Annotated in this window: 17 protein-coding genes; 5 read left to right on the forward strand and 12 right to left on the reverse strand. The window is 70.9% G+C overall.

Annotated features, from left to right (window positions below; translation table 11 throughout):
- Positions 1-80: 80 nt before the first annotated feature.
- The 9 genes from VFZ92_RS30610 to eccCa form a co-directional block, all read right to left on the reverse strand.
- A complete protein-coding gene (locus VFZ92_RS30610) occupies positions 81-308 on the reverse strand; it encodes a hypothetical protein (protein WP_330879549.1) in 228 nt (75 codons plus the stop codon).
- 21 nt (positions 309-329) lie between these two features.
- Complete coding sequence (gene glmM, locus VFZ92_RS30615; protein ID WP_330879550.1) at positions 330-1,664, reverse strand: phosphoglucosamine mutase; 1,335 nt, start codon at positions 1,662-1,664, stop codon at positions 330-332.
- A gap of 117 nt (positions 1,665-1,781) precedes the next feature.
- Entirely contained in the window at positions 1,782-2,348 is a 567-nt protein-coding gene (gene rpsI / locus VFZ92_RS30620) for a 30S ribosomal protein S9 (RefSeq protein ID WP_330879551.1), read from the reverse strand.
- 29 nt (positions 2,349-2,377) lie between these two features.
- A complete protein-coding gene (rplM, locus tag VFZ92_RS30625) occupies positions 2,378-2,821 on the reverse strand; it encodes a 50S ribosomal protein L13 (protein WP_259627787.1) in 444 nt (147 codons plus the stop codon).
- A 266-nt stretch (positions 2,822-3,087) separates the two neighbouring features.
- On the reverse strand, positions 3,088-3,372 hold the full coding sequence (locus VFZ92_RS30630) for a WXG100 family type VII secretion target (RefSeq protein WP_330879552.1): 285 nt from the start codon (positions 3,370-3,372) through the stop codon (positions 3,088-3,090).
- Positions 3,373-3,440: 68 nt separating this feature from the next.
- Positions 3,441-3,752: a WXG100 family type VII secretion target gene (locus VFZ92_RS30635; protein WP_330879553.1), complete on the reverse strand. Its 312-nt coding sequence runs from the start codon at positions 3,750-3,752 to the stop codon at positions 3,441-3,443.
- A gap of 153 nt (positions 3,753-3,905) precedes the next feature.
- Positions 3,906-4,304 (reverse strand): hypothetical protein, encoded by a 399-nt coding sequence (locus VFZ92_RS30640; RefSeq protein ID WP_330879554.1) that lies wholly within the window; start codon positions 4,302-4,304, stop codon positions 3,906-3,908.
- Positions 4,305-4,323: 19 nt separating this feature from the next.
- Positions 4,324-6,111, reverse strand: coding sequence for a type VII secretion-associated protein (locus VFZ92_RS30645; RefSeq protein ID WP_330879555.1), 1,788 nt, complete (start codon positions 6,109-6,111; stop codon positions 4,324-4,326).
- A gap of 429 nt (positions 6,112-6,540) precedes the next feature.
- Positions 6,541-10,542 carry a type VII secretion protein EccCa gene (gene eccCa, locus VFZ92_RS30650; RefSeq protein ID WP_330879556.1) on the reverse strand — a complete coding sequence of 1,334 codons (4,002 nt, stop codon included), beginning with the start codon at positions 10,540-10,542 and terminating at the stop codon, positions 6,541-6,543.
- Between the two features lie 260 nt (positions 10,543-10,802).
- Between eccCa and eccD the strand changes: the two genes are divergently transcribed.
- Both eccD and mycP read left to right on the forward strand, forming a co-directional pair.
- Positions 10,803-12,197, forward strand: a complete 1,395-nt coding sequence (gene eccD, locus VFZ92_RS30655; protein WP_330879557.1) for a type VII secretion integral membrane protein EccD — start codon at positions 10,803-10,805, stop codon at positions 12,195-12,197.
- Between the two features lie 20 nt (positions 12,198-12,217).
- Positions 12,218-13,639 carry a type VII secretion-associated serine protease mycosin gene (gene mycP / locus VFZ92_RS30660; protein ID WP_330879558.1) on the forward strand — a complete coding sequence of 474 codons (1,422 nt, stop codon included), beginning with the start codon at positions 12,218-12,220 and terminating at the stop codon, positions 13,637-13,639.
- 256 nt (positions 13,640-13,895) lie between these two features.
- Here the strand turns inward: mycP and VFZ92_RS30665 are convergent, their stop codons facing one another.
- From VFZ92_RS30665 to eccB, 3 genes are all read right to left on the reverse strand, one after another.
- A complete protein-coding gene (locus VFZ92_RS30665; RefSeq protein WP_330879559.1) occupies positions 13,896-15,011 on the reverse strand; it encodes a hypothetical protein in 1,116 nt (371 codons plus the stop codon).
- Between the two features lie 9 nt (positions 15,012-15,020).
- Positions 15,021-15,386: a hypothetical protein gene (locus tag VFZ92_RS30670; protein ID WP_330879560.1), complete on the reverse strand. Its 366-nt coding sequence runs from the start codon at positions 15,384-15,386 to the stop codon at positions 15,021-15,023.
- A 72-nt stretch (positions 15,387-15,458) separates the two neighbouring features.
- Complete coding sequence (gene eccB, locus VFZ92_RS30675) at positions 15,459-17,081, reverse strand: type VII secretion protein EccB (protein ID WP_330879561.1); 1,623 nt, start codon at positions 17,079-17,081, stop codon at positions 15,459-15,461.
- A 162-nt stretch (positions 17,082-17,243) separates the two neighbouring features.
- On the opposite strand from eccB, the gene eccE reads away from it, so the two are divergent.
- The 3 genes from eccE to VFZ92_RS30690 all read left to right on the forward strand — a co-directional run bounded on the left by eccE (position 17,244) and on the right by VFZ92_RS30690 (position 21,161).
- Entirely contained in the window at positions 17,244-18,590 is a 1,347-nt protein-coding gene (eccE, locus tag VFZ92_RS30680) for a type VII secretion protein EccE (protein WP_330879562.1), read from the forward strand.
- Positions 18,587-19,315 (forward strand): hypothetical protein, encoded by a 729-nt coding sequence (locus VFZ92_RS30685; RefSeq protein WP_330879563.1) that lies wholly within the window; start codon positions 18,587-18,589, stop codon positions 19,313-19,315. The genes eccE and VFZ92_RS30685 overlap by 4 nt, the downstream gene beginning before the upstream one ends.
- 250 nt (positions 19,316-19,565) lie before the next feature.
- Positions 19,566-21,161, forward strand: coding sequence for a S8 family peptidase (locus VFZ92_RS30690; RefSeq protein ID WP_330879564.1), 1,596 nt, complete (start codon positions 19,566-19,568; stop codon positions 21,159-21,161).
- Positions 21,162-21,214: the final 53 nt, after the last annotated feature.

Below are 21,214 nucleotides of genomic sequence, written 5' to 3' on the forward strand. Positions count from 1 at the left end.
CCAGGCCACCAGCCCGGGAGAGGCCGGTTGGACCAGTCGGTTGCCTTAGTAAACAGCCGCCACGCGCGGTGCGCAGCGGGTCACCACTGCTGGGGCGGCCGCTGCTGCTGTTGCTGCTGGGGCGGGAACTGGCCCGCGGGAGGAGGCGGGCCCTGCGGGAAGCCCTGGTTCGGCGGGTAGCCCTGGGTGGGGGGCGGGTAGCCCTGGTTCGGGGTGAACCCCTGCTTGGCCTTGGCCTTGGTGATGGCGAAGACGCCACCCCCACCCACGGCGAGACCGACGATGAAACCCAAGACCAGATTGACCATGCCCGCGCCCCCGACTCCGGATCAGTGGACCGAGGAAACCACACCGGCGAGCCTGCGCGCAGCGGACTCGGCGGCTTCGTGGCTGGTGGCCTCGACCATCACCCGGACGAGCTGCTCGGTGCCCGACGGGCGCAGCAGCACGCGGCCCGCGTCGCCCAGTTCGGCGGTCACCTCGGCGACGGCGTCGTTGACCGACGTGTCCTTCGCCACCACGGCCTTGTCCGACACCCGGACGTTGATCAGCACCTGCGGGAGCCTGCTCATCACGCCCGCCAGCTCGGCCAGCGACCTGCCGGTCTCCGCCATCCGCGCCATCAGGCGCAGCGCGGTCAGCAGGCCGTCGCCGGTGGTGGCGTGCGCCGGGAGCACGACGTGGCCGGACTGCTCGCCGCCGAGGGCGAAGCCACCGGCCCGCAGCTCCTCCAGCACGTACCGGTCGCCCACCCCGGTCGTGCGGAGCGCGATGCCCTGCTCCCGCATGGCGATGTGCAGCCCGAGGTTGCTCATCACCGTCGCCACCAGCGTGTTGTCGGTCAGCTCGCCCGCGTCGCGCATCGCGACGGCGATGACGGCCATGATCTGGTCGCCGTCGACCTCGTTGCCCTGGGCGTCCACGGCGAGGCAGCGGTCGGCGTCGCCGTCGTGGGCGATGCCCAGGTCGGCACCGTGTTCGAGGACCGCGGCGCGCACCACGTCGAGGTGCGTCGAACCGCAGTTGTCGTTGATGTTCAGACCGTCCGGAGTGGAGTTGATCTCCACGACCTCGGCCCCCGCGCGGCGGTAGGCGTCCGGCGCGGCGATCGAGGCGGCCCCGTTCGCGCAGTCCACGACGACCTTGATGCCTTCGAGGCGGTGCGGGGTGATCTTGAGCAGGTGCTCGACGTACTGGACCTCGGCGTCCTCGACGTCGCGGACCCGACCGATGGCGGCACCCGTGGGGCGGCCGTCGTGGGTGAGCATCTTCTGCTCGATCTCGTCCTCGACCGAGTCCGGGAGCTTGTGGCCGCCCGCGGCGAACAGCTTGATCCCGTTGTCCGGCATGGCGTTGTGCGACGCGGAGATCATCACGCCGACGTCCGCGCCGAGCGCGGCGACCAGGAACGCGACGGCGGGCGTCGGCAGCACGCCGACGCGGAGCACGTCCGCGCCCGCGGAGCTGAGGCCAGCGACGACCGCGGCCTCCAGCATCTCGCCGCTCGCCCGTGGATCACGACCGACCAGGGCCACCGGGCGGTGGCTCCGATCGTGCTCGGCGAGCACCCGCGCCGCGGCCGCGGCCACGGACAGTGCCAGTTCGGGGGTGAGGTCCGCATTGGCGAGACCGCGTACTCCGTCGGTGCCGAACAGGCGAGCCATGATCCGAGGGTCCTCCGTGATCAACCGCACAGCAAAAGGGGCCGGAAAGCACTGCGGGAGCAGCAGTTCGGTGAAGAACTGGCTGCTCCCGCAGGGTAAAGCTGGGTGAAGGCTCGATCAGCGCTTGCTGTACTGGGGCGCCTTGCGGGCCTTCTTCAGACCGTACTTCTTGCGCTCCTTGACCCGCGGGTCACGGGTGAGGAAGCCGGCCTTCTTGAGGACCGGGCGGTCCTCGATGTCGATCGCGATCAGCGCACGCGCGATGGCGAGGCGGAGCGCACCGGCCTGGCCGGTGGTGCCGCCGCCGCGCAGGGTGGCGAGCACGTCGAACGTCTCGGGCTTCTCCGTGGTGACCAGGGGCTCACGGATGAGCTGCTGGTGCACCTTGTTGGGGAAGTACTGCTCCAGGCTCTTGCCGTTGAGCGTGAACTTGCCGGTGCCGGGCACGAGCCGCACGCGGACGATGGCCTCCTTGCGCCGACCAACGGTCTGCGCGAGGTGGTGGGCACCGTTCAGCGAGTGCTTGACGACGGGCGCGGCGGCCTCGTCCTCGTCCTCGTCGACGTCGGTCTCGACAGCCTCGACCTCGGTGTCGACGGCGTCGACCTCGGTGGCGTCGTCGGCCTCAACGGCGTCGACGGCGTCGGTCTCGACGGCCTCGACTTCGTTCTCAGGGGTGGTCACAGTGACTTCCTCGGTGTGCTCGTCGCCGGTCACTGGGCGATCTTGGTGATCTCGAAGGGCTGCGGCTGCTGCGCTGCGTGGGGGTGCTCAGGGCCGCTGTAGACCTTCAGCTTGCTGCCGATCACGCTGCCGAGGCGGTTCTTGGGCAGCATGCCCTTGATGGCCTTCTCGACGAGCCGGTCAGCGCGGGTGTCAAGCACCTCACCGAACGACTGCTTGCGCAGACCGCCCGGGTGACCGCTGTGGCGGTAGACGAACTCCTGGTCCCGCTTGTTGCCGGTGAGGGCAACCTTGTCAGCATTGATGATGACGACGAAGTCGCCAGTGTCGACATGCGGGGCGTAAGTCGGCTTGTGCTTGCCGCGCAGCAGCGTCGCGGCCTGGGTGGCGAGCCGACCGAGCACCACGTCCTGGGCGTCGATCACATGCCAGGCGCGGGTCACCTCGCCGGCCTTCGGGCTGTACGTGCGCACGGATCTACCTCGTCGTCACTTGCGTCTGGTGGACATTGCGGCGGCTGCTCCAGGCCGGATTGCCCCTCGAGAACGAGCTGGGCAAGTGGACCAGAACACACGCGGCGCGCAATGTCGCACCGGATACCGCACAACAACGTAGGAAGATACCGGTTGGGTCGTGGCCGGGTCAAAACGGCCCCCGCCAACCGGCGGTCTGAACGTGCGCGGGCCCCGGAACCCATGGGTTCCGGGGCCCGCGAGGTCACGCTGGGTGACAGGTGTTCCTAGCCCCAGCGGGCCGTGTTCTGCTGCTCACCCTGCTGGAAGGCCTCGCCCGCGGCGCGGACGGCGGTGCCGATCTGCGCGAGCACCTGCTGGAGGTCCTCGGCCGCCTGGTTCCACTTGTTCTGCGACGCCTGGTACGCGCCACTGGTGGAACCCTCCCACTGGGCGATGACCGGGTCGATGCGCGACTTCAGGTTCTCGAGGGTGCTCTGGAGGGTGCTCGCCTGGTTCCCGATGTCACTGGCGAGTGCGTCCATGCTGCCGAAATCGATCTTGATGTCCACTGTTTTCCCCAAATTCTATTCTGAAGCGAGCTGAACCGAGCGAGAAGAAAGCGAGCCGGAAAGCAGCGTCAGCCGCCGAGGCGCGACGTGACCTGGCTGATCGCCTGCGCCTGGTCCTCCTGCGACTGGAGGTACGCGGTGGCCGTTCCGGTCACCTGCTCGGCGATCTCCTTCAGAGCCTGGTTCAGCTTGATGGCGTCCTCGTCGAACCGCTGGTTCAGCATGTCGAAGGCGTCCTTGGCCGCACCCTTCCAGGTGCCACCAATCGCGTCGATGATGCCGTTGAGGTTCTTCAGAATGCCGTCGATCTCTTCGCCAGTGCTGACGATGTCCCGACCCGCGGTCAGGAGTTCTTCGCTGCCAGTAGAGAAACCTGCCATTGGGAAAAGCCCCCTTGATAGATGGTGCCGGGCTGTACGTTCTCGGCTTGTACTGCCCCTACGACGGACACAGTGCCATGCCGGTTCCGTCCTGTCGCGACTTCGCCGGAAACAGTTGCTCTAGTGAACGGTCGCAGGGGGAACCCGCCGCGGTCAGTAGAGGATTTGCCCTTGCGAAAAGTCCTCGTCATCGTCACCTGAACGGGGAAGTTGCCCCCTCGGACCGGGTGCCGGACGGGGCCCCGGAGTGATCGGGGAAACATTTGCATTAGCGTTCGCGGTCTTTTCAGGAGCAAACAGCTCGGCCTCGTCCGGGAGCCGCTCGACCGGCAGCCCGCGCTCCTCGCGGAACCCGTTCGCGACCCGGCGCACGTCCGGGGACGTCGCCCGCTGGCCCGGTGCCGCCTGCTTCGCCTTCGCCTGATCAGCCAGTTCGCGGTTGCGGCCGCGAGCGGCTCCGTTGCGCACCCCGGCCTCGGACGCGGCCCGACGACCTCTCGTGACCGCCGCCGCGAGGTCCGCGCGGAACCTGGCAAACGCTTCCGAGGTCATGCCGAGCCCTCCTGCTGGGTCAACTGGTCACGTCCATCGTCCTGACCACCTGCTCGCACGCCGCGCGCACCCGTTCCTCGCCCGAGGGCGTGTACTGGCAGCCGACGCTGACCTGCGCGTCACCCTTCAGCACGATGTACCAGTCGATGGTCAGGCCCTGCGGCCGTTCCCGGTAGTAAACGACATCCTTGTCGGCGAAGCGGGTCGACGGGGTGAAATCGGCGAGGTTCTTGGCGCTGTCGTACTGGGTCCGCAGTTCACCGACGGCCCGGTCGCGGTCGGCCGAGGCGTCGTAGGTGAGTTTTTGCTCCTGAACGGCGATGACCTCCTTCGTGGAATCACCACCGACCGGGCGCAACTGCACCTTTCGCGCCGTGGAATCGCCACCGCTCTGCTCCCATTCCGCGGGGGCGGTGAAGCTGTAGTCGTACATCGCTATCTGCTTGCCTGCGGGTGCGCTCGACGAGGTGCTCGGATTCCCGGCATTCGGCGTACCACCGCTGTTGATCGCATATGCGACGGACGCGCCTATTGCCACGACGAGCAGAACGGCCGATCCGATGAACAGCGGAACGCGCGACCGGCGTTTTGCCGGAACCTTCACCACGGGGAACTGCGGTTGTTGGGGAAATCCCGGAGCAGGCGTCGGGGGAAACGCGCCCCGGTACGTCTCGGCCGCCCCGATCCGCCGGGTGATCTTGCGGGTGCTGTCCTCCGGCGGCGCGGGCGCCTGCTGCTTGGCCTGCTCCACGTGCACCGCCCGCAGCGCGCCGCGGGCGACCACGGTCTCCGGCTGGTCGATGCTCGTCGGCACCACGCCGGACTGCTCCATGACCAGCCTGGCCACCATCGGGATGCGGCTGGACCCGCCCACCAGGAAGATCCCGGCCAGCTGACGGGGGTTCAGGCCGGTGTTGCGCACGGCGCCGAGCACCAGCGCGACGGCCCGGTTGAGCGGCGCGCTGATCAGCCGTTCCAGGTCACCGCGCGTGACGTGAGCGTCGGGGAACGGCGGCGGCATGGGCACGTCGGTGTAGGCGTGGCGGGACAGCGTCTCCTTGGCGCCGCGCACGTCCTGCCGGAGCACCCGGCGGCGGCGCCGGTCGGCCAGCGCCTGGCCCTCCACGAGCTGCCGCCACCCGTCGCGGTCGGCGGGCGGCACCTGGGAGCCGAGGTGTTCGAGCAGCATCTGGTCGACGTCCGCGCCGCCGAAGCTCTGGTCGCCCTTGGTGGCCAGCACCCGGAACGCGCCGCCCTGGCGGCTGATGACCGTCGCGTCGACCGTGCCCGCCCCGAGGTCGAGCACGGCCAGCGTCGAGCCCTCGGCCATGGCGTGGCCCGCGGAGTGGAAGACCGCGGCGGCCACCGGCTCGGGCACCAGCCGCACCTCGCCCGCGAGCCCGTTCGCCGCCTGGAGCAGCACGCGGGTCCGCACCGCCCCCCAGTCGGCCGGGTGGGTGAGCACGAGCAGGTCGACCGGCATCCCGCCCGCCACCCGCCGCGCCTCGCCCACCGCGCGGGTCAGCACGGCCCGAACGACGTCGGACACCCGCAGCACGCTCGTGCCCAGCAGCAGTTCGCCGTCGTCGATCCGCCGCTTCGGGTTCGGCTCGTACCGAGACGGGTCCACGGCGGCCTGCCGCTCCGCCTCGTGCCCCACGAACAGCGTCCCGTCGGCGGCGGCGAACACGGCGGACGGCACCAGCGGCTGGCCGTCGAACACGACGACCTGCGGCTCCCGCCCGTGCACCGAGAGCGCGACGCAGGTGCTGGACGTGCCGAAGTCGACCGCGACGTGCAAGCTCATCCGAATCCCCTCATCCGGCAGGACAGCCGGGCGACACATGCATACCCGATGCGGCCGGACGACGTGGCACAACCCGGCCGTTCAGGGGGTGCCCGGCGCGGCGGACGACCTCGAACCCGACGAACACGGCACCTCCCCCGCGGAAACGCACGACCGCGGTGGCACCCGTCGTTCGGCCCCGGCGACCGGACGGTCCACGGCCTCCCCGACACCGCGGGGCCACCTCCGGGGGTCGCGAAAATCCAGCATATGCGCACCCCGCGGGGCGCGTGACCGCGGTGCGAGCGGCCTGGCGGGGACGGGGTCGCCCACCTCGGCGGCGATGCCACCGGCGGAAACGCCGGTCACCGGAAGCCGGGGTCCGACCGGTCGGCGAAGGCGGAGGGCCCGCGGCGTGCGCCGCGGGCCCTCCGACGTGCGCGGGACGGGCTACTCCGGGTCCACCCAGGCGAACTGGATGCGCTGCTGGCCGTTCTTGCGGGTGACCAGCGTGCCGCGGCCGGGGGGCTGGGGGGAGGCCTTGAGGTTGCCCACGAGGTTGCCCTCCTCCTTGGAGCCGCTACCGATCATGAACGGCGAGGCGATCTCCTTCAGCTTGCCGATGATCGGGTCGAACATGGCGCGCGAGGCGCCACCCATGCGGCGGACGACGACGATGTGGAGACCGACGTCCTTGGCCTGGGGGATGAACTCCGCGAGCGGCTGGAGCGGGTTCTGGCCGCCCTGGGGGGCCACGAGGTCGTAGTCGTCGACCACGACGAACAGCTCGGGGCCCTTCCACCACGACCGGTTGCGGAGCTGGTCCTGCGTGACGTCGGGGCCGGGGAGCCTGCCGACCATCGACCCGCGGACGTCCTTGACCAGGTCGACCAGCTGCGCCGACGAGACGGCGTAGCTGAGCAGGTGGTCGGTGTCGATGAAGCCGAGCATCGTGCGGCGGTAGTCGACCAGCAGGATCAGGGCCTCGGACGACGTGTACTGCGTCATGATGCCGCGCACGATCGCGCGGAGCATGCCGGTCTTGCCGGACTCGCCGTCGGCCAGCGACATGAAGTGCGGGTCGTTGTCGAAGTCGAGGTAGACCGGGGCCAGCTCGTCCTCGTCCACGCCGATCGGGACCATGTGGCCGCGGTTCGGCCTCACCTGGTCGGCCTGGGCGATGAGCTGCGGGTACGGCAGCAGGTCGGGCAGCAGGCGGACGGCAGGGGCGTGCGGGCCGCGCCAGGCCTGCGTGACCTTGCCGATCAGGTCCGCGATGCCCGCGGCGACGTTCGTCGGGTCCGACGAGGCGTCGATGCGGGGCAGCGCGGTGAGGAAGTGCAGCTTCTGCGGCGACAGGCCACGACCGGGCCTGCCGGGCGGGACGTTCACGGCGACCTTGCGGTCCACGTCGGACTCCGACGGGTCACCGAGCCGCAGCTCGAACCTGGTGCCGAGGAGGTCCTTCATGGCGGGCCGGATCTCGGCCCAGCGGTTGGCGGCGATGACGACGTGCACGCCGTAGGACAGGCCCTGCGCCGCGAGCTGCTGCACCAGCGGTTCGAGGGTCTCGAACTCCTGGCGGAAGTTCATCCAGCCGTCCACGACGAGGAACGCGTCGCCGAAGGCGTCGTCCTTGATCTCGCCGCGCCGCTTGCGGTTGCGGAACTCGACCATGGAGTCGATGCCCTGCGCGCGGAACCGCTGCTCGCGCTCGGAGATCAGACCGGACAGCTCGGCGACCATGCGGCGAGCCTTGTCCACGTCGAGCCTGCTGGCGAAGCCACCGACGTGCGGCATCCGCTCCAGCGCGGCGAGCGTGCCACCACCGAGGTCGAGGCAGTAGAACTGCACCTCCTGCGGGGTGTGCGTGAGCGCCATCGACGTGATGAACGTGCGCAGCATCATCGACTTGCCCGACTGCGGACCGCCGACGATCGCGCCGTGGCCCGCGGCACCGGAGAAGTCCGCCCACAGCAGGTCGCGGCGCTGTTCGAACGGCTTGTCCACGACGCCGATGGCGACCTGGAGCTTGCCGTTGGTGACGAAGCCGGGCGCGGTGAGCCCGCGGTCCTCGGTGGGCTGCAACGGGGGCAGCATCGTGTCCAGCGACGGCGGCTCGTTCAGCGGGGGCAGCCACACCTCGTGCGCGGGAGGACCCTGGCCGACGAGCTTGTTGACGATGACCTCGAGCTGGCTCGGCTCGTTGCTGTCCTCCTTCTTCTCCTCGACGACCGGCTGCACGGGCCGGATCGGCTCCTTGGGGATCTCGATGTAGTCCGGCACGAAGTAGCGGGGGCGCTTGTCACCGCTGACCGCGGAGGTCGGGCCCGCGGCCTGGAGACCGGCGGGCCGGTACGGGCCGGACACGTAGAGGGCCTTGAAGCGGACCAGCGGCGACCCCTGGATGCCCAGGTAGCCGGAGCCGGGGATGGGCGGCAGCTCGTACGCGTCGGGCACGCCGATCGCCGCGCGCGACTCCGCCGCGGAGAACGTCTTCAGACCGATCCGGTAGGACAGGAACGTGTCCAGGCCGCGCAGCTTGCCCTCTTCGAGGCGCTGCGAGGCGAGCAGCATGTGGATCTGGAGCGAGCGGCCGACCCGCCCGATCTGGAGGAAGATGTCGATGAAGTCCGGCTTCGCCGTCAGCATCTCGGAGAACTCGTCGATGCAGATGAACAGCGCGGGCAGCGGGTCGAGGTCGGCGCCGTTCTCACGGGCCTTCTCGTAGTCCCAGACGTTCTTGTAGTTGCCCTTCGCCAGCACCTCCTGGCGGCGGGACACCTCGCCCGCGATGGCGTCCTTCATGCGGTCGACCAGCGTCAGGTCGCCCGCGAGGTTGGTGATGGTCGCGGCGACGTGCGGCGCCTTGTCCAGGCCGAGGAAGGTCGCGCCACCCTTGAAGTCGACGAGGATCATGTTGAGCGAGGTCGACGAGTGCGTGGCCAGCATGCCCAGCACGAGCGTGCGCAGGAACTCCGACTTGCCGGAACCGGTCGCGCCGATGCACAGGCCGTGCGGACCCATGCCCTCCATCGCGGATTCCTTGATGTCCAGCTCGACCTGCTGCCCGAACTCGCCGATGCCGAACGGCACCCGGTAGCGGTCGCGCACCGGCCGGGGCCGCCACGCCTGCTGCACGTCGAACGTCATCGGGTCGCCGGGGATGTTGAGGAACTCCAGCAGCGGCGGGTTGTTGCTCATCGACAGCGGGTCCTCCTCGCTGCCACCGGTGTCGACGCCGCCGACCCGGTACGGCGAGAGGCGGCGGGCCAGCGCCTCGGCCTCGACCACGGACAGCCAGTCCGGGCGGCCGAACCACTCGACGCCGCTGGCGCTGCGGGCGCCGAGCTTGTCGTCCTCGATCACCAGGCGCAGGCCGCGGCGGGCGGTCAGGTTGCCCAGCGACTCCGACAGGTCGAGCAGCGTCACGCCGACGAGGCCCTCCTCGAGGAGGATCTGCTCCTCGCGGGTCACGTCGCCGTCGTCGATCACGATCACGACGTGCGGCTGGTCGGCGGGCGGCGGCGCGTTGCGGGTGAACCGCTGGCGGTCGCGGAGCTGCTCGTCCAGCATCTGCTCGACCTCGGCGAGCGAGCCCGCCATCATCCGCATCTGGCCGATGCCGTCGACGATCGTCGGGTGCTGCACGTGCGGCAGCCACTTCGCCCACTCCCACTGGGCCTTGGTGCGGCCGGTGGTGACGACGGCGATCAGCAGGTCGTCCGGGCAGTGGAACGTGGCGAGCTGGGCCAGCAGCGCGCGGGCCAGGCCGCGCTTGACCTCGGTGTCGCCGATCAGGCCGACCGCGGCGAACCCGCGCAGCGCGATGGAGATCGGCAGCTCGGGCACGAGCGAGTGGGCGCGCACGAAGCGGCGCAGCGCCAGCGTGGCGATCGGCTCCAGCTCCTCGACGGGGCCGGTCTGCGGCGGCACGAGCCGGGTGGCCAGCCGCTGCGAGCCGCGGCCCGCGCGCAGGTGGCAGAAGTCGGGGTCGTTCTGGCGGCGCTCCCACATGCGGCGGGTGGTGGCGAGGGACCACAGCATCTGCGGGTCGGGGTGGACCCACTCGCGCTCCGCGCGCTGCTCGTCGGCCGCCTCGCGGGCGCGGTCCCGCATCTGGCCGAGGTACCGCAGGTAGTCCTTGCGGTCCTCGTTCATCTCGGCCTTCTTCTGGCCCTTGCCGCTGCCCATGCCGCCGGCCATCATGCCGATGGTCGAGATCATCATCATGCCGGGCATGATCATGGCGGCGGGCGCCCTCGACCCGGTGCTGAACATCAGCGCCATCATCCCGAGCGACGACACGATCATGACGGCCGGCAGCGCCTTCATCATGATGTTGCCGGGGATGATCCTCGGCACCTCGGGCGGTGGTTCGAGGTGCACCTCACCGCCGGGCGGGCGTGGGGCAGCGAGGCGTGGCGTTCGCTTGAACTGCAGCGTGCTCACCGGACAGGCACCTCTTCAAGTCGTGTGTCGAACAACCCCTCGACGCGTTCCCGCTCCGCTCGACGGGGGCGCCACCAGCACGTGACCGACACTATGGCGCACCACTCGGGGAAGCCGAATCGGGTCGACGGAAAACCCGGTCGCGCGTGTTCCCCCGAACCGCCGGTGCGCACGTGACCGGTGCGGCCATACTAGGGTCGCTCGCCGGACCGGTGTGTCCGTTCGGCGCAACGAGCGAAACAGAAACTCAGGAGGTACTGGTGGCAACCGGTACGACGGTGTTCAGCCGGGTGACGGTGGTTGCGCCGCGAACGCGCATCGACGTCGCGCTGCCTGCCGACGTGGCGGTGGCCGACCTGCTGCCGATGCTGCTGGACATGGCCAAGGAGGCGACTCCGGACGGCGGTGTGCGGCACGGCGGCTGGTGCCTGGCGAGGTTGGGCGACAGCCCCCTCGACCCCGGCCGCACGCTGGCCTCGCTCGGCGTCGTCGACGGTGACCTGCTCCAACTGCGCAGGCGGAACGAGAACCCGCCGCCGCCGCTGTTCGACGACGTGGTGGACGCCATCGCGGAGTCCAACCCGGACAGCTTCCGGCCGTGGACGAAGGACACCGCCCGCCGCTACGGCCACATCGCGGGCGCGCTCGCGATGATCGCCGCCGCGGTGGCGCTGCTGATGGCGGGCAGCATGGCGGGCGGCAGCAGCCTCCCCGTCGCCATCACCGCCGGTGTCACGGCCATCGCGGCGCTCGCCGCGGGCGCGGTCGTGGCCCGCTCCTACAGCGCGGTCGACACGGGCGTGCTGATCGCCGCCGCGGGCGCGCTGCCGATGTCGTTCGTGTCCGGCCTCTACATCGTGCCGGGCGCGCTCGGCAGGCCGAACCTGCTGCTGGGCAGCGTGCTGGTGCTGATCTTCGCGTCGGCCGCGATCCTGCTCATCGGGCAGGGCATCACGGTGTTCGTGGCCGCCGCGACGGCCGCGGGCCTCGGGGCCATCGCCTTCCTCTTCGCGTCGCTGATCGCGCACCCGTCGCCGGGCATCGCCGCCGCGACCGCCGCGGTGTCGCTCGCGGCGCTGTCGGTGCTGCCCAGGATCACGATCCAGCTGGCGAAGCTGCCGCTGCCGGTCGTGCCGGGCAGCGCGGAGGACCTCAAGGAGGACACCGGCTTCCCGGAGTACGCCGTCATCGAGCGGCGCACGGCCACGGCGCACGAGTACATGACCGGCATGATCATCGGCAGCGGCGTGGTCACGGCCGTCGCCGCCGTGATCGCCGCCTCCGACGGCACGGTCTGGGGCCCGCTGCTCGCGGGCGTCGTGACCCTCGTGCTGCTGCTGCGCGGCCGGGCCTACGCCAACGGCGCCCAGGCCGTCGCCCTGCTCGCCAGCGGCATGGTCGCGGGCGCGGGCGTGCTGCTCGGCTGGATGATGGACGCCACCCCGACGACCCGGCTGCTGTACGTGTTCGGCGCGCTGGTCGTCGTCGCGGCGAGCGCGCTGGTGCTCGGCGTGATCTTCCCCAACCAGAAGTTCTCGCCGGTGCTCCGCCGCACGGTGGACGTGCTGGAGGGGATCCTCATCGCCTCCGTGCTGCCGCTCGCGCTCGCCGTGATGGACCTCTACATCGTGATGCGCCAACTCATCGCGCCCTGACCCGCGAGGACGCCGACACCATGCGTGTTTCCCGGACCGTCAAGAAGGCAGCCGCCGCCACGGCCGTCGCGTTGCTGCTCGCCACCGGGCCGCTCGCGCCCGGTCCAGCGGCGGTCGCGCAGACCGAACCGAACTCGGTGCCGCCACCGGTCGACAAGAGCCTGCTCGACCGGCCGACCGAGCCCAAGGCCGACGTGACCTACACGCGGACGAACAAGGCCTGCATCGCCTCCAACACCGGCAACCGCTCGGTCATCCCCAAGCCGCGCGCGCAGATGCTGCTGCGGCTGGAGGAGGCGCACGAGTTCGCCACCGGCAAGGGCGTGAAGATCGCGATCATCGACACCGGGGTCGAGGAGCACCCCCGGCTGAAGGGTCGCGTGGAGGCGGGCGGCGACTACGTCGTGACGGCGGAGAACGGCACGACCGACTGCGACGGCCACGGCACCGAGGTCGCCGGGGTCGCGGCGGCCAGCAAGGACCCGGACACCGGCTTCGTCGGCGCCGCTCCCGACGCGCAGGTCCTGGCGATCCGGCAGACCAGCGACCGGTACGAGTTCAAGGACCCGACCGGTGCCGACGTGCGGAAGTCCGCGGGCAAGGTGACGACGCTGGCGCAGGCGATCGTGCGGGCCGTCGACAAGGGCGCGAAGGTCATCAACATCTCGCTGACCTCGTGCGACTCCCCCAAGGCCCCGAGCGCGGGCGAGCGGAAGCTCCAGGCGGCCATCGACTGGGCCGTGAACCAGATGGACGTCGTCATCGTCACCGCCGCGGGCAACATCGGCACCGACGGGACGGGCTGCAAGGACCAGAACGACAACCAGAACCCGGACACCGTGAAGGTGATCGCGTCCCCGCCCTGGTACAGCGAGGACGTGCTGTCGGTGGCGTCGATCAACAAGGACGGCGAGTCCTCGGCGTTCAGCGTGTGGGGCCCGTGGGTGAGCATCGCCGCTCCCGGCGAGGACATCACCACCATCGACCCCAAGGGCACCGGCCTGACCAACGCGAACGCCGACGAGCAGGGGAAGCTCACGACGATCCAGGGCACCTCGTTCGCCTCGCCGTACGTGGCGGGCGTCGCGGCGCTGGTCCGCGAGAAGTTCCCGAACCTGACCGCGCGGCAGGTGATGGACCGCCTCACGTCCACCGCCCAGCACCCCGGCAACCCGACCGGCCGCGACCACAAGGTCGGCGCCGGGATGATCAACCCGATCGCCGCGCTGACGTCGGAGCTGCCCGCCGAGAAGGAGGGCGCGGTGGTCCCGCAGAGCGCACCGCTGATCACCGACCTCGGTCCGGGGCTGCACAAGGACAACACGCGGCTCGTGGTCGCGCTGTCCGGCACGGGGATCGGCGTCGGGCTGCTGCTGCTGACCCTGTTCGTGGTGCACACCACGGGCCGGAACCGGGCGCGGTCCGCGGTCCGCCGCGGCTGATCCCACCAGGACGGTGAAGGGGCGGTGCCCGGCGGTTCGACCCGCCGGGCACCGCCCCTTCCGACGTCCGGTCCCGCGCCGGTCCCAGGTGGACTGGTCCGTCCCCAGCACGGGCGGCGCGGTCTTCCTCGGCCTGCCGAGCACCGACACCCCCACCCGCAGCGGTCCCAGGTGGACTGGTCCGTCCCCAGCACGCGCGGCACGGTCCTCCTCGGCCTCCCGAGCACCGTCCGGTCCCGCAGCGGTCCCAGGTGGACTAGTCCGTGCCCAGCACGGGCGGCGCGGTCTTCTTCGGCTTGCCGAGCACGTCCTCCGCGGAACCGGCGAGCCGGACCTTGGACCTGTGCTCCTTGTCGCCGCCCTGCTGCCCGCCCGCGCCCATCGGGGCGCCGCCCATCATGGCGCCGCCCACCGGCTGGCCGCCGGAGGCCGCACCGCCCCCGCCTCCCGCGACGGCCGCGGCGGGCCGGGTGGCGCCGGAGTCCACGGGGCGGGGTTCCTGCACCGCCGTGTACCCGCCGGACTCCGTGGGGCCCTGCTGGGCCGCAGCGGGGGCGCTCCCCACGCCGCCGCCCACCGAACCACCGCCCACCGAGCCACCACCGACCGAACCGCCGCCCACGGAGCCACCACCGGTCGGCAGGGTGCCGCTCAGCGAACCGCCACCGGCCGCTGCGGGAGCGGGCGCCTCGGCTCCACCGCCGGACGGCGCGGGTGTCGTCCTCGGGGTGTCGACGGGCCTCGTCGGCTCGGCGAACGCCCAGTTCTCCTCCGGGTACCGGTGGTCCATCGTCGGCCCGGCGAACTCGGCGTCGGCACCGCTCAAGCCCTCGCACAGCCTGCCGAACGCCTCCAGGACGTCGCGGACCGACTCGTACATCTCCTTCGCCGGTTCACGCAGCTCGTCCAGGTGCCCGATGATCCGCGCGTCGCCGTCCAGCGGCAGCCCGGCCGCGCCGGACACCACGTCGGCGGTGTCCTGGAACACGTGGGACATGTCCTGCACGATCCCGCGGATGCCCTCGGCGGTCTCGTCGAGCGCGTCGCCCATCGCGGTCATCACGTCGGTCATGTCGTGACCGGCGAGCCCGACCTTCCGCATGTGCTCCACGAAGGAGTCCGCCGACGCGCCCTGCCACGCGGAATCCAAGCGCCCCAACGGTTTCAGCAGGTCCTTCGTCACGGCCTCCGCGGCCTTGCCCGCCGCGCGCCAGCGCTCGGCCTCGTCGTGGAGGTCGTTCCAGTCGCCGACGACGGGCGCGAAGTAGTCCTCGACCAGGTCCGCGACGCCGAGGCGGCGGCTGATCTGCGACAGGTAGTCGAGTTCGGCCCCGACCTCCGACTCGATCTGCCGTCCGTCCTTGCCTCGCATGTGCTTCCCCTACCGGCGGTCGGCCTTCTTGATCTGCTGCACGGCTTCGTCCTGGGCACCGCCGTAGTGGCCCGCGACCTCGTGGAGGCCCTTGCCCGCGGCCGCCAGCACCTCGCAGGCGCGGTCGAGCTGCTGCTGGAGCAGCCCGGCCGCCCGGCCGTAGGCCTCCGCGCTGCGCAGGGTCCTGCCGATCTCGCCGAAGCTCTGCGGGCGCAGCGGATCGGCCCGCAGCTCCGCACGGGCGTTCGCCAGCTCCTCGGCGGCGTCGTCGACGCGCTCGGCGTACAGCTCCAGCCACCGCGCGTCGACCGAGATGCCGCCCGAGCTCGGCGGAGCGCCTCCGCCGCTGCCCAGCCGTCGTACCACGTCACTCATCGCGTGCCTCCCCGGCGACCAGCGTGCACCACCCGCTCGGACGCCGCCGGGCTCGTCGCGGTTCCCGCCGGGTCAGCCGCCCTCGGTGTTCTGCTTGGTCGTGTCCTCCGGCAGCACGCCCTTCGGCGCGGGCACGGAGTCGTAGCTGCGGGCGGCGTCGTTGCGGTTGAGCTGAGGACCGTCCGGGAGCAGGCCGACGATGTTGGCGGGAGCGGGCATGAAGCCGTCCTTGCCGAGACCGAGTCCGCCGCTGGTGGTGGTGTCCGGGATGCCGTACTTCACCCCGCGACCGGTGATCAGCTGGATCGGGCCGCTGCCGAAGTTCTCGATGGACGTCGTGCTGCGCACCACACCCACCTTGCCCTCGGCCATGACGAACTGGCTGACGACCTCGCCGGTGGCGCCGACCTGGTTGATCCGCACCGGGACCAGGTTGCTGTTGCCCGGCAGCGTGGGGGCGAGGGTGACCTCGGTGTGCTCGGACTTGTTGTCCGCGGTCACGTTGTCCGCGCGCCAGCCGAGGCACATCACGACGTTGTCCTCGTTCAGGTCGACGACCTGCGGGATCTCGGTCGGGTAGTTCTCCAGGTTCAGGATCGAGACGACCTTGTTCACCTGGGAGAGGACGATCTCCTTCGGCTTGGAGTCACCGCCCCGGATGGCGAACCGGATCATGTCGGCCACGGCGACCGGGACCTCCTGCATGCCCTCCTTCAGGGCCACGTAGAAGACGTCCTTCTCGCCGGTGCGGTGCGCCGCGAGGATGTCGCCCACCACGACGCCGCCCTGGACGTACTCCACGGGCGTGCCCTGGTCGGGGATGTCGGGGGCCTTGAGGTCGCCGACCTGCGGGATGGCGTTGAGCACACCCGCGCTGATCGGGCGGGGCGTCTTGCCCTGGAGGTTCAGCGCGTTGACGAGCTTCACGTCCGAGAGGTCGACGGGGGCGCGCACCGTGCTGGTCGACGTGAGGCTGCTGTTGTCGGGCCGCTTGTAGACCAGGAACGCCTTCTTGCTGGTCTTGTCCGTCGTCACCAGCACCGCGCGGTTGCCGTCGAGCTTCTTGCCGCCGCCCGAGATCCCCGCGAGGACGGTGGTCGTGAACTTGGTGTTGGCCTCGGGGTCGTTCTGGGAGCGGTCGAGGGTCGTCTGGTCGCAGACCGACCACTCGGCGCCGATCCGCTGGTCCGTGCTGCCGGGCAGCATGTCCGGGGCGTCGACGATCCCGGTCAGCCTGCCCTTGGGGTACTTGGCGAGCGCCTTCTCGCTGACGATCTTGAGTTCGCCGCCCGCGACCGACGCCGGGGTCGCGGCGGCGTCCCCGCCGCCCTGCCCCATCTGCCCCTTGTCCGGGTTGGACTCACCGAGCAGGAGCAGTCGCGCCGACGCGAGGTTGAAGACCGGGATGAGCTGCTTCTGCGGCGCCTGGCGGACCACGTAGATCTGGCCGCTCTCCTTGCTCATGACGATCTGCGTCTGGTCGTCGAGCTTGGGGTCGGGCGAGAACAGGCCCCAGATCAGGAACCCGATCATGCCGACGGCGGCGAGGACCACGCCCACCAGCGTGGCGCGGGAGTGGTTCCGCATCGGGTCGTGGAGCATGACGGCGTCTCTGCGCACCAGGGCCGACTGCATCCGGCGCAGCACGAAGCGATATGCCTGGACCTGTGACTTGGTGGTGGGTGTTGATGCCATTCTCGGCTCGCTGCTCTCCCAGTCGCGGTACGGTTCGGCAGGATATCCCGATGGGGGTTGCTCCGTGGGCCGGTTGACAAGACCTGACCCGAACACCTCCCGAGGACATCTTCCTCGCAGTCCGAGGCGCACCGAACACCGAGGCGAAAGAGACCAGAACGGATGTCCGTGACCACTCCACATCCGGGCCCGCCCAATCCCGGCACGGCTCGCCCGTCGGGGCCGCCACCGCCGCAGCAGGGCAAGCCCGCTGGGCCTCCGGCCGCCGCCCGTCCCGCCGGTCGGGCACGGCGCCGCGCGACGGGCGCGAGCCTCGGCGCGCTGCCGGTCGCCAACCTGGTGGTGCTGGAGGTCGGCATCGCGATCGGTCTCGTGCTGCTGGCGATCGACCTCGGCCTGGTGTACGTCGCGGGCGGCATCGCCTTCGTCGCGCTGGTCCTCGCGTTCGCGCGCAGGCGCGGGCGCTGGCTGACCCAGTGGATCGGCCTGACGGCCCGCTACAAGTTCCGCTCGCACAGCCGCACCGCCAAGCGGGACACCCCGACGGAGATGAAACCCCCGTCGGAGGAGGAGACCTCGGTCATCGGCCCGGAGGACCCGCGCGTCGCGCTGCTGCGCCTGGCCGTGCCGGACCTGGTCGTCGCGCACGGCCAGGACCACGAGCGCAGGCCGCTGGGCCTCGCGTGGCACCAGGGCGCGTGGACGGCCGTGCTGCTGGTCGACCCGGCGCCCGGCCTGATCTCGCCGGTGGGCAGCGCGCCCAGCCTGCCGCTCGGCGCGCTCGCCCCGTGCCTCGAAGACCGCGGTGTGGTGCTCGACGCCATCTCGGTGATCTGGCACTGCTACCCCGGCAGCGCGGCGCTGCCGCCCGGTTCACCGGCGCTGGCGTCGTACCTGGAGGTGCTCGGCCCGCTGCCCGCCGTGGCCCGGCGCACCACGTGGATCGCGGTCCGCCTCGACCCCCGCCGCTGCGCCGCGGCGATCCGGGAGCGCGGCGGCGGCGTGGTCGGTGCGCACCGCGCGCTGATCGGTGCGCTGTCCCGCGTCCGCAACGCCCTGGAGTCGGCCGGTGTGACGATCCGCCCGCTCGACCCGGACGAGCTGATCCGCGCGGGCATCTCGGCCGCCGAGCTGTCGGCCGCCGCTGCGGGCACGAACCCCGTGACGCTGCGGGAGAAGTGGTCCGGCGTGACGGTGGGTGGCGTTGGTCACGCCAGCTACGCGATCACCGGCTGGCCCTCGAAGGGCATGCGGGACAACCTGAACTCGCTGACCGGTGTCCGCGCGCTGTCGTCGACGCTGTCCATGTCGATCTCGCCGAGCAGCGAGGACGGCCAGGTCGGGCTGCGCGGGCTGGTGCGCGTGAGCGCCAGGACGCCCACCGAGCTGGACAAGGCCGACGACCGCCTGAAGACGTTGAGCGACAAGCTGGACATCACCCTCACCCCGTTGCGCGGCCTCCAGGTCGCGGGCCTCGCGGCGACGCTCCCGCTGGGAGGCGTGGCATGAGCAGTTCACGGCTGTTGGACGCGCAGAGCCGCGGCAAGGGCATCGCGCCGGAGTTCCTGGTCTCGCCGGGGATGCTGGACGTGGTCAGCCCCAGCGGCGACCGCGGCGGCATGGTGCTCGGCTCCGGCATGAACGGCGAGCCGCTCACGATCTCCGTGCTGCGGTCGGCGCCGACCAGGATGGTCGTCGTCGGTGGCCTCTACCTGGCCCGCCAGGTGGCCCTGAGGGCGATGGCGACCGGCGCGTGGATCACCATCGCGACCGGCAGGCCCGCCGCGTGGCAGGCGGTCATGCGGGCCGCGGGCACCGGCCAGGACGGCAGGCCGTCACCGCTGGCGCAGTTGCGCAGGCTCAGCCCCGTCGAGCTGCCGAGGCCGTCGGAGGACGCGCCGCTGCTGGTCGTGCACGACGGCGGCCACGTGCCGCAGGAGCTGTTCCCGCCGCGGTCGCCGTGGCAGACGACCATGTACGTGCTCCCCTACCTGCACCCGCAGGCGACGAGCACCGCGTCCTCGGCGGACCTGGTGCTGGTCCAGCGGCTGCCGGTCGGCCAGGCGCAGCTGGCGAGCCAGATCTGGCGGCTGCCGCCGCAGATGGCGCACCAGCTGACGACGCTGAAGGACGACCAGGTGATCGCGCTGGGCCAGAACCTGTGGCGTCCGCTGCGCCTGGTGACCACGCCGGGCGAGACCCAGATCCTGGGAGCCGTGCGCCGAGGCGACTGACGTTCCCATTCTTCGGAAAGACTTGTGCCCCGGACCAATTAGGACCGGGGCACAATTTTATGTCCGTGTCGATCGACTTCGGGAACCAATTCGTTAACAGGCGCGGCAAATCTGTTGACAATTTGTCCGCAGTCATATCCCGCGAAATTCTTGCGCTGTGGGTAGCGAAAGAACTATCACATCCGTAGGGCACGGAGCGGATCGGGCAGGACACGCTGCGTGCACCCCTGCGATGAGGGAGAACCCAGATATGGGAGATGTTCGGGCATCTTGGGCCAGGAGGGTGGCCGTCGTCGGGCTGGCCACCGGCGCCGCGGTGGCGATCACCGCGGCGTTGACCGGAGCCACGGCCGGCGCGGCCCCGGAGGGCGAGATTCGCGGCTTCGGAGCCGCGAAGGCGTTGAAGGACAGCTACATCGTGGTCCTGAAGGACACCGGTTCCGCCGGTGTCAGCGCGACGACCGCGAGCCTGAGCGCGAAGTACGACGCGAAGGTCAAGCACACCTACCAGAGCGCGGTCCGCGGCTTCTCCGCGACGATGACCGAGGCGCAGGCCCGCAAGCTCGCCGCGGACCCGTCGGTCGCCTACGTGGAGCAGGACGCCGAGGTCAGCCTCTCGGAGACGCAGACGCCCACACCGTCGTGGGGCATCGACCGGATCGACCAGCACGCACTCCCGCTGGACAACTCCTACACCTACCCGAACAGCGGTGAAGGGGTCACGGCGTACATCATCGACACCGGCATCCGCTTCACCCACAGCGAGTTCGCCGGTGGTCGGGCCGTGTCCGGCCGGGACACCGTCGACAACGACGACGACTCCACCGACTGCGCGGGCCACGGCACGCACGTCGCGGGCACCGTCGGCGGCACGAAGTACGGCGTCGCGAAGGCCGCCAAGCTGGTGGGCGTCCGAGTCCTCAACTGCGCGGGCTCCGGCACGTTCGAGGGCGTCATCGCGGGCATCGACTGGGTCACCCAGCACCACATCGCCAACCCCGGCCCGGCGGTCGCGAACATGAGCCTCGGCGGCGGCGCCAACGACACCGTCGACCTGGCCGTCACGAACTCCATCGCCTCGGGCGTGACCTACGGCCTCGCCGCGGGCAACAGCTTCGGCGCGAACGCGTGCAACACCTCGCCCGCGCGCACGCCCAACGGCATCACGGTGGGCGCCACCGAGCGGACCGACGCCCGCGCGTCGTACTCCAACATCGGCACCTGCCTGGACATCTTCGGCCCCGGCACGGACATCACCTCGTCCTGGCTGACCGACGACAACGCCAGCAACACCATCAGCGGCACCTCGATGGCCACGCCCCACGTGGTCGGCGCCGCCGCGGTCTACCTGGCGAGCAACCCGGCGGCCACCCCCGCCGAGGTCCGCGACGCCCTGGTGGACGGCGCCACCCCCGACGTCGTCACCAACCCCGGCACCGGGTCGCCGAACAAGCTGCTGTTCCTGGTCGGCGGCACCACGGGCCCGCCGCCCACCGGCTGCACCGCGCAGACCAACGACACCGACGTCGCGATCCCGGACAAGGGCGCGGGCGTCACCAGCTCCATCTCCGTGTCGGGCTGCGTCGGCAAGGCCGCCGCGGGCACCAAGGTCGAGGTGCACGTCAAGCACACCTACCGCGGTGACGTGGAACTGGCGCTCATCACGCCCAGCGGCGCCGTGCGCACGCTGAAGGTGGCCAACGGCAGCGACAGCGCGGACGACGTCAACGCGACCTACACGGTCGACGTGTCCACGGACAACGCCAACGGCGAGTGGAAGCTCCAGGCGAAGGACGTGTACGCGCAGGACACCGGCCTGATCGACAGCTGGACGCTCGACATCTAGGCACTCCCCAGCAGGAGAAGGGCCCCGTCCACTCGGCGGGGCCCTTCTCGCTA

It is taken from the genome of Umezawaea sp. (assembly GCF_036375055.1).
GTDB lineage: Bacteria > Actinomycetota > Actinomycetes > Mycobacteriales > Pseudonocardiaceae > Umezawaea.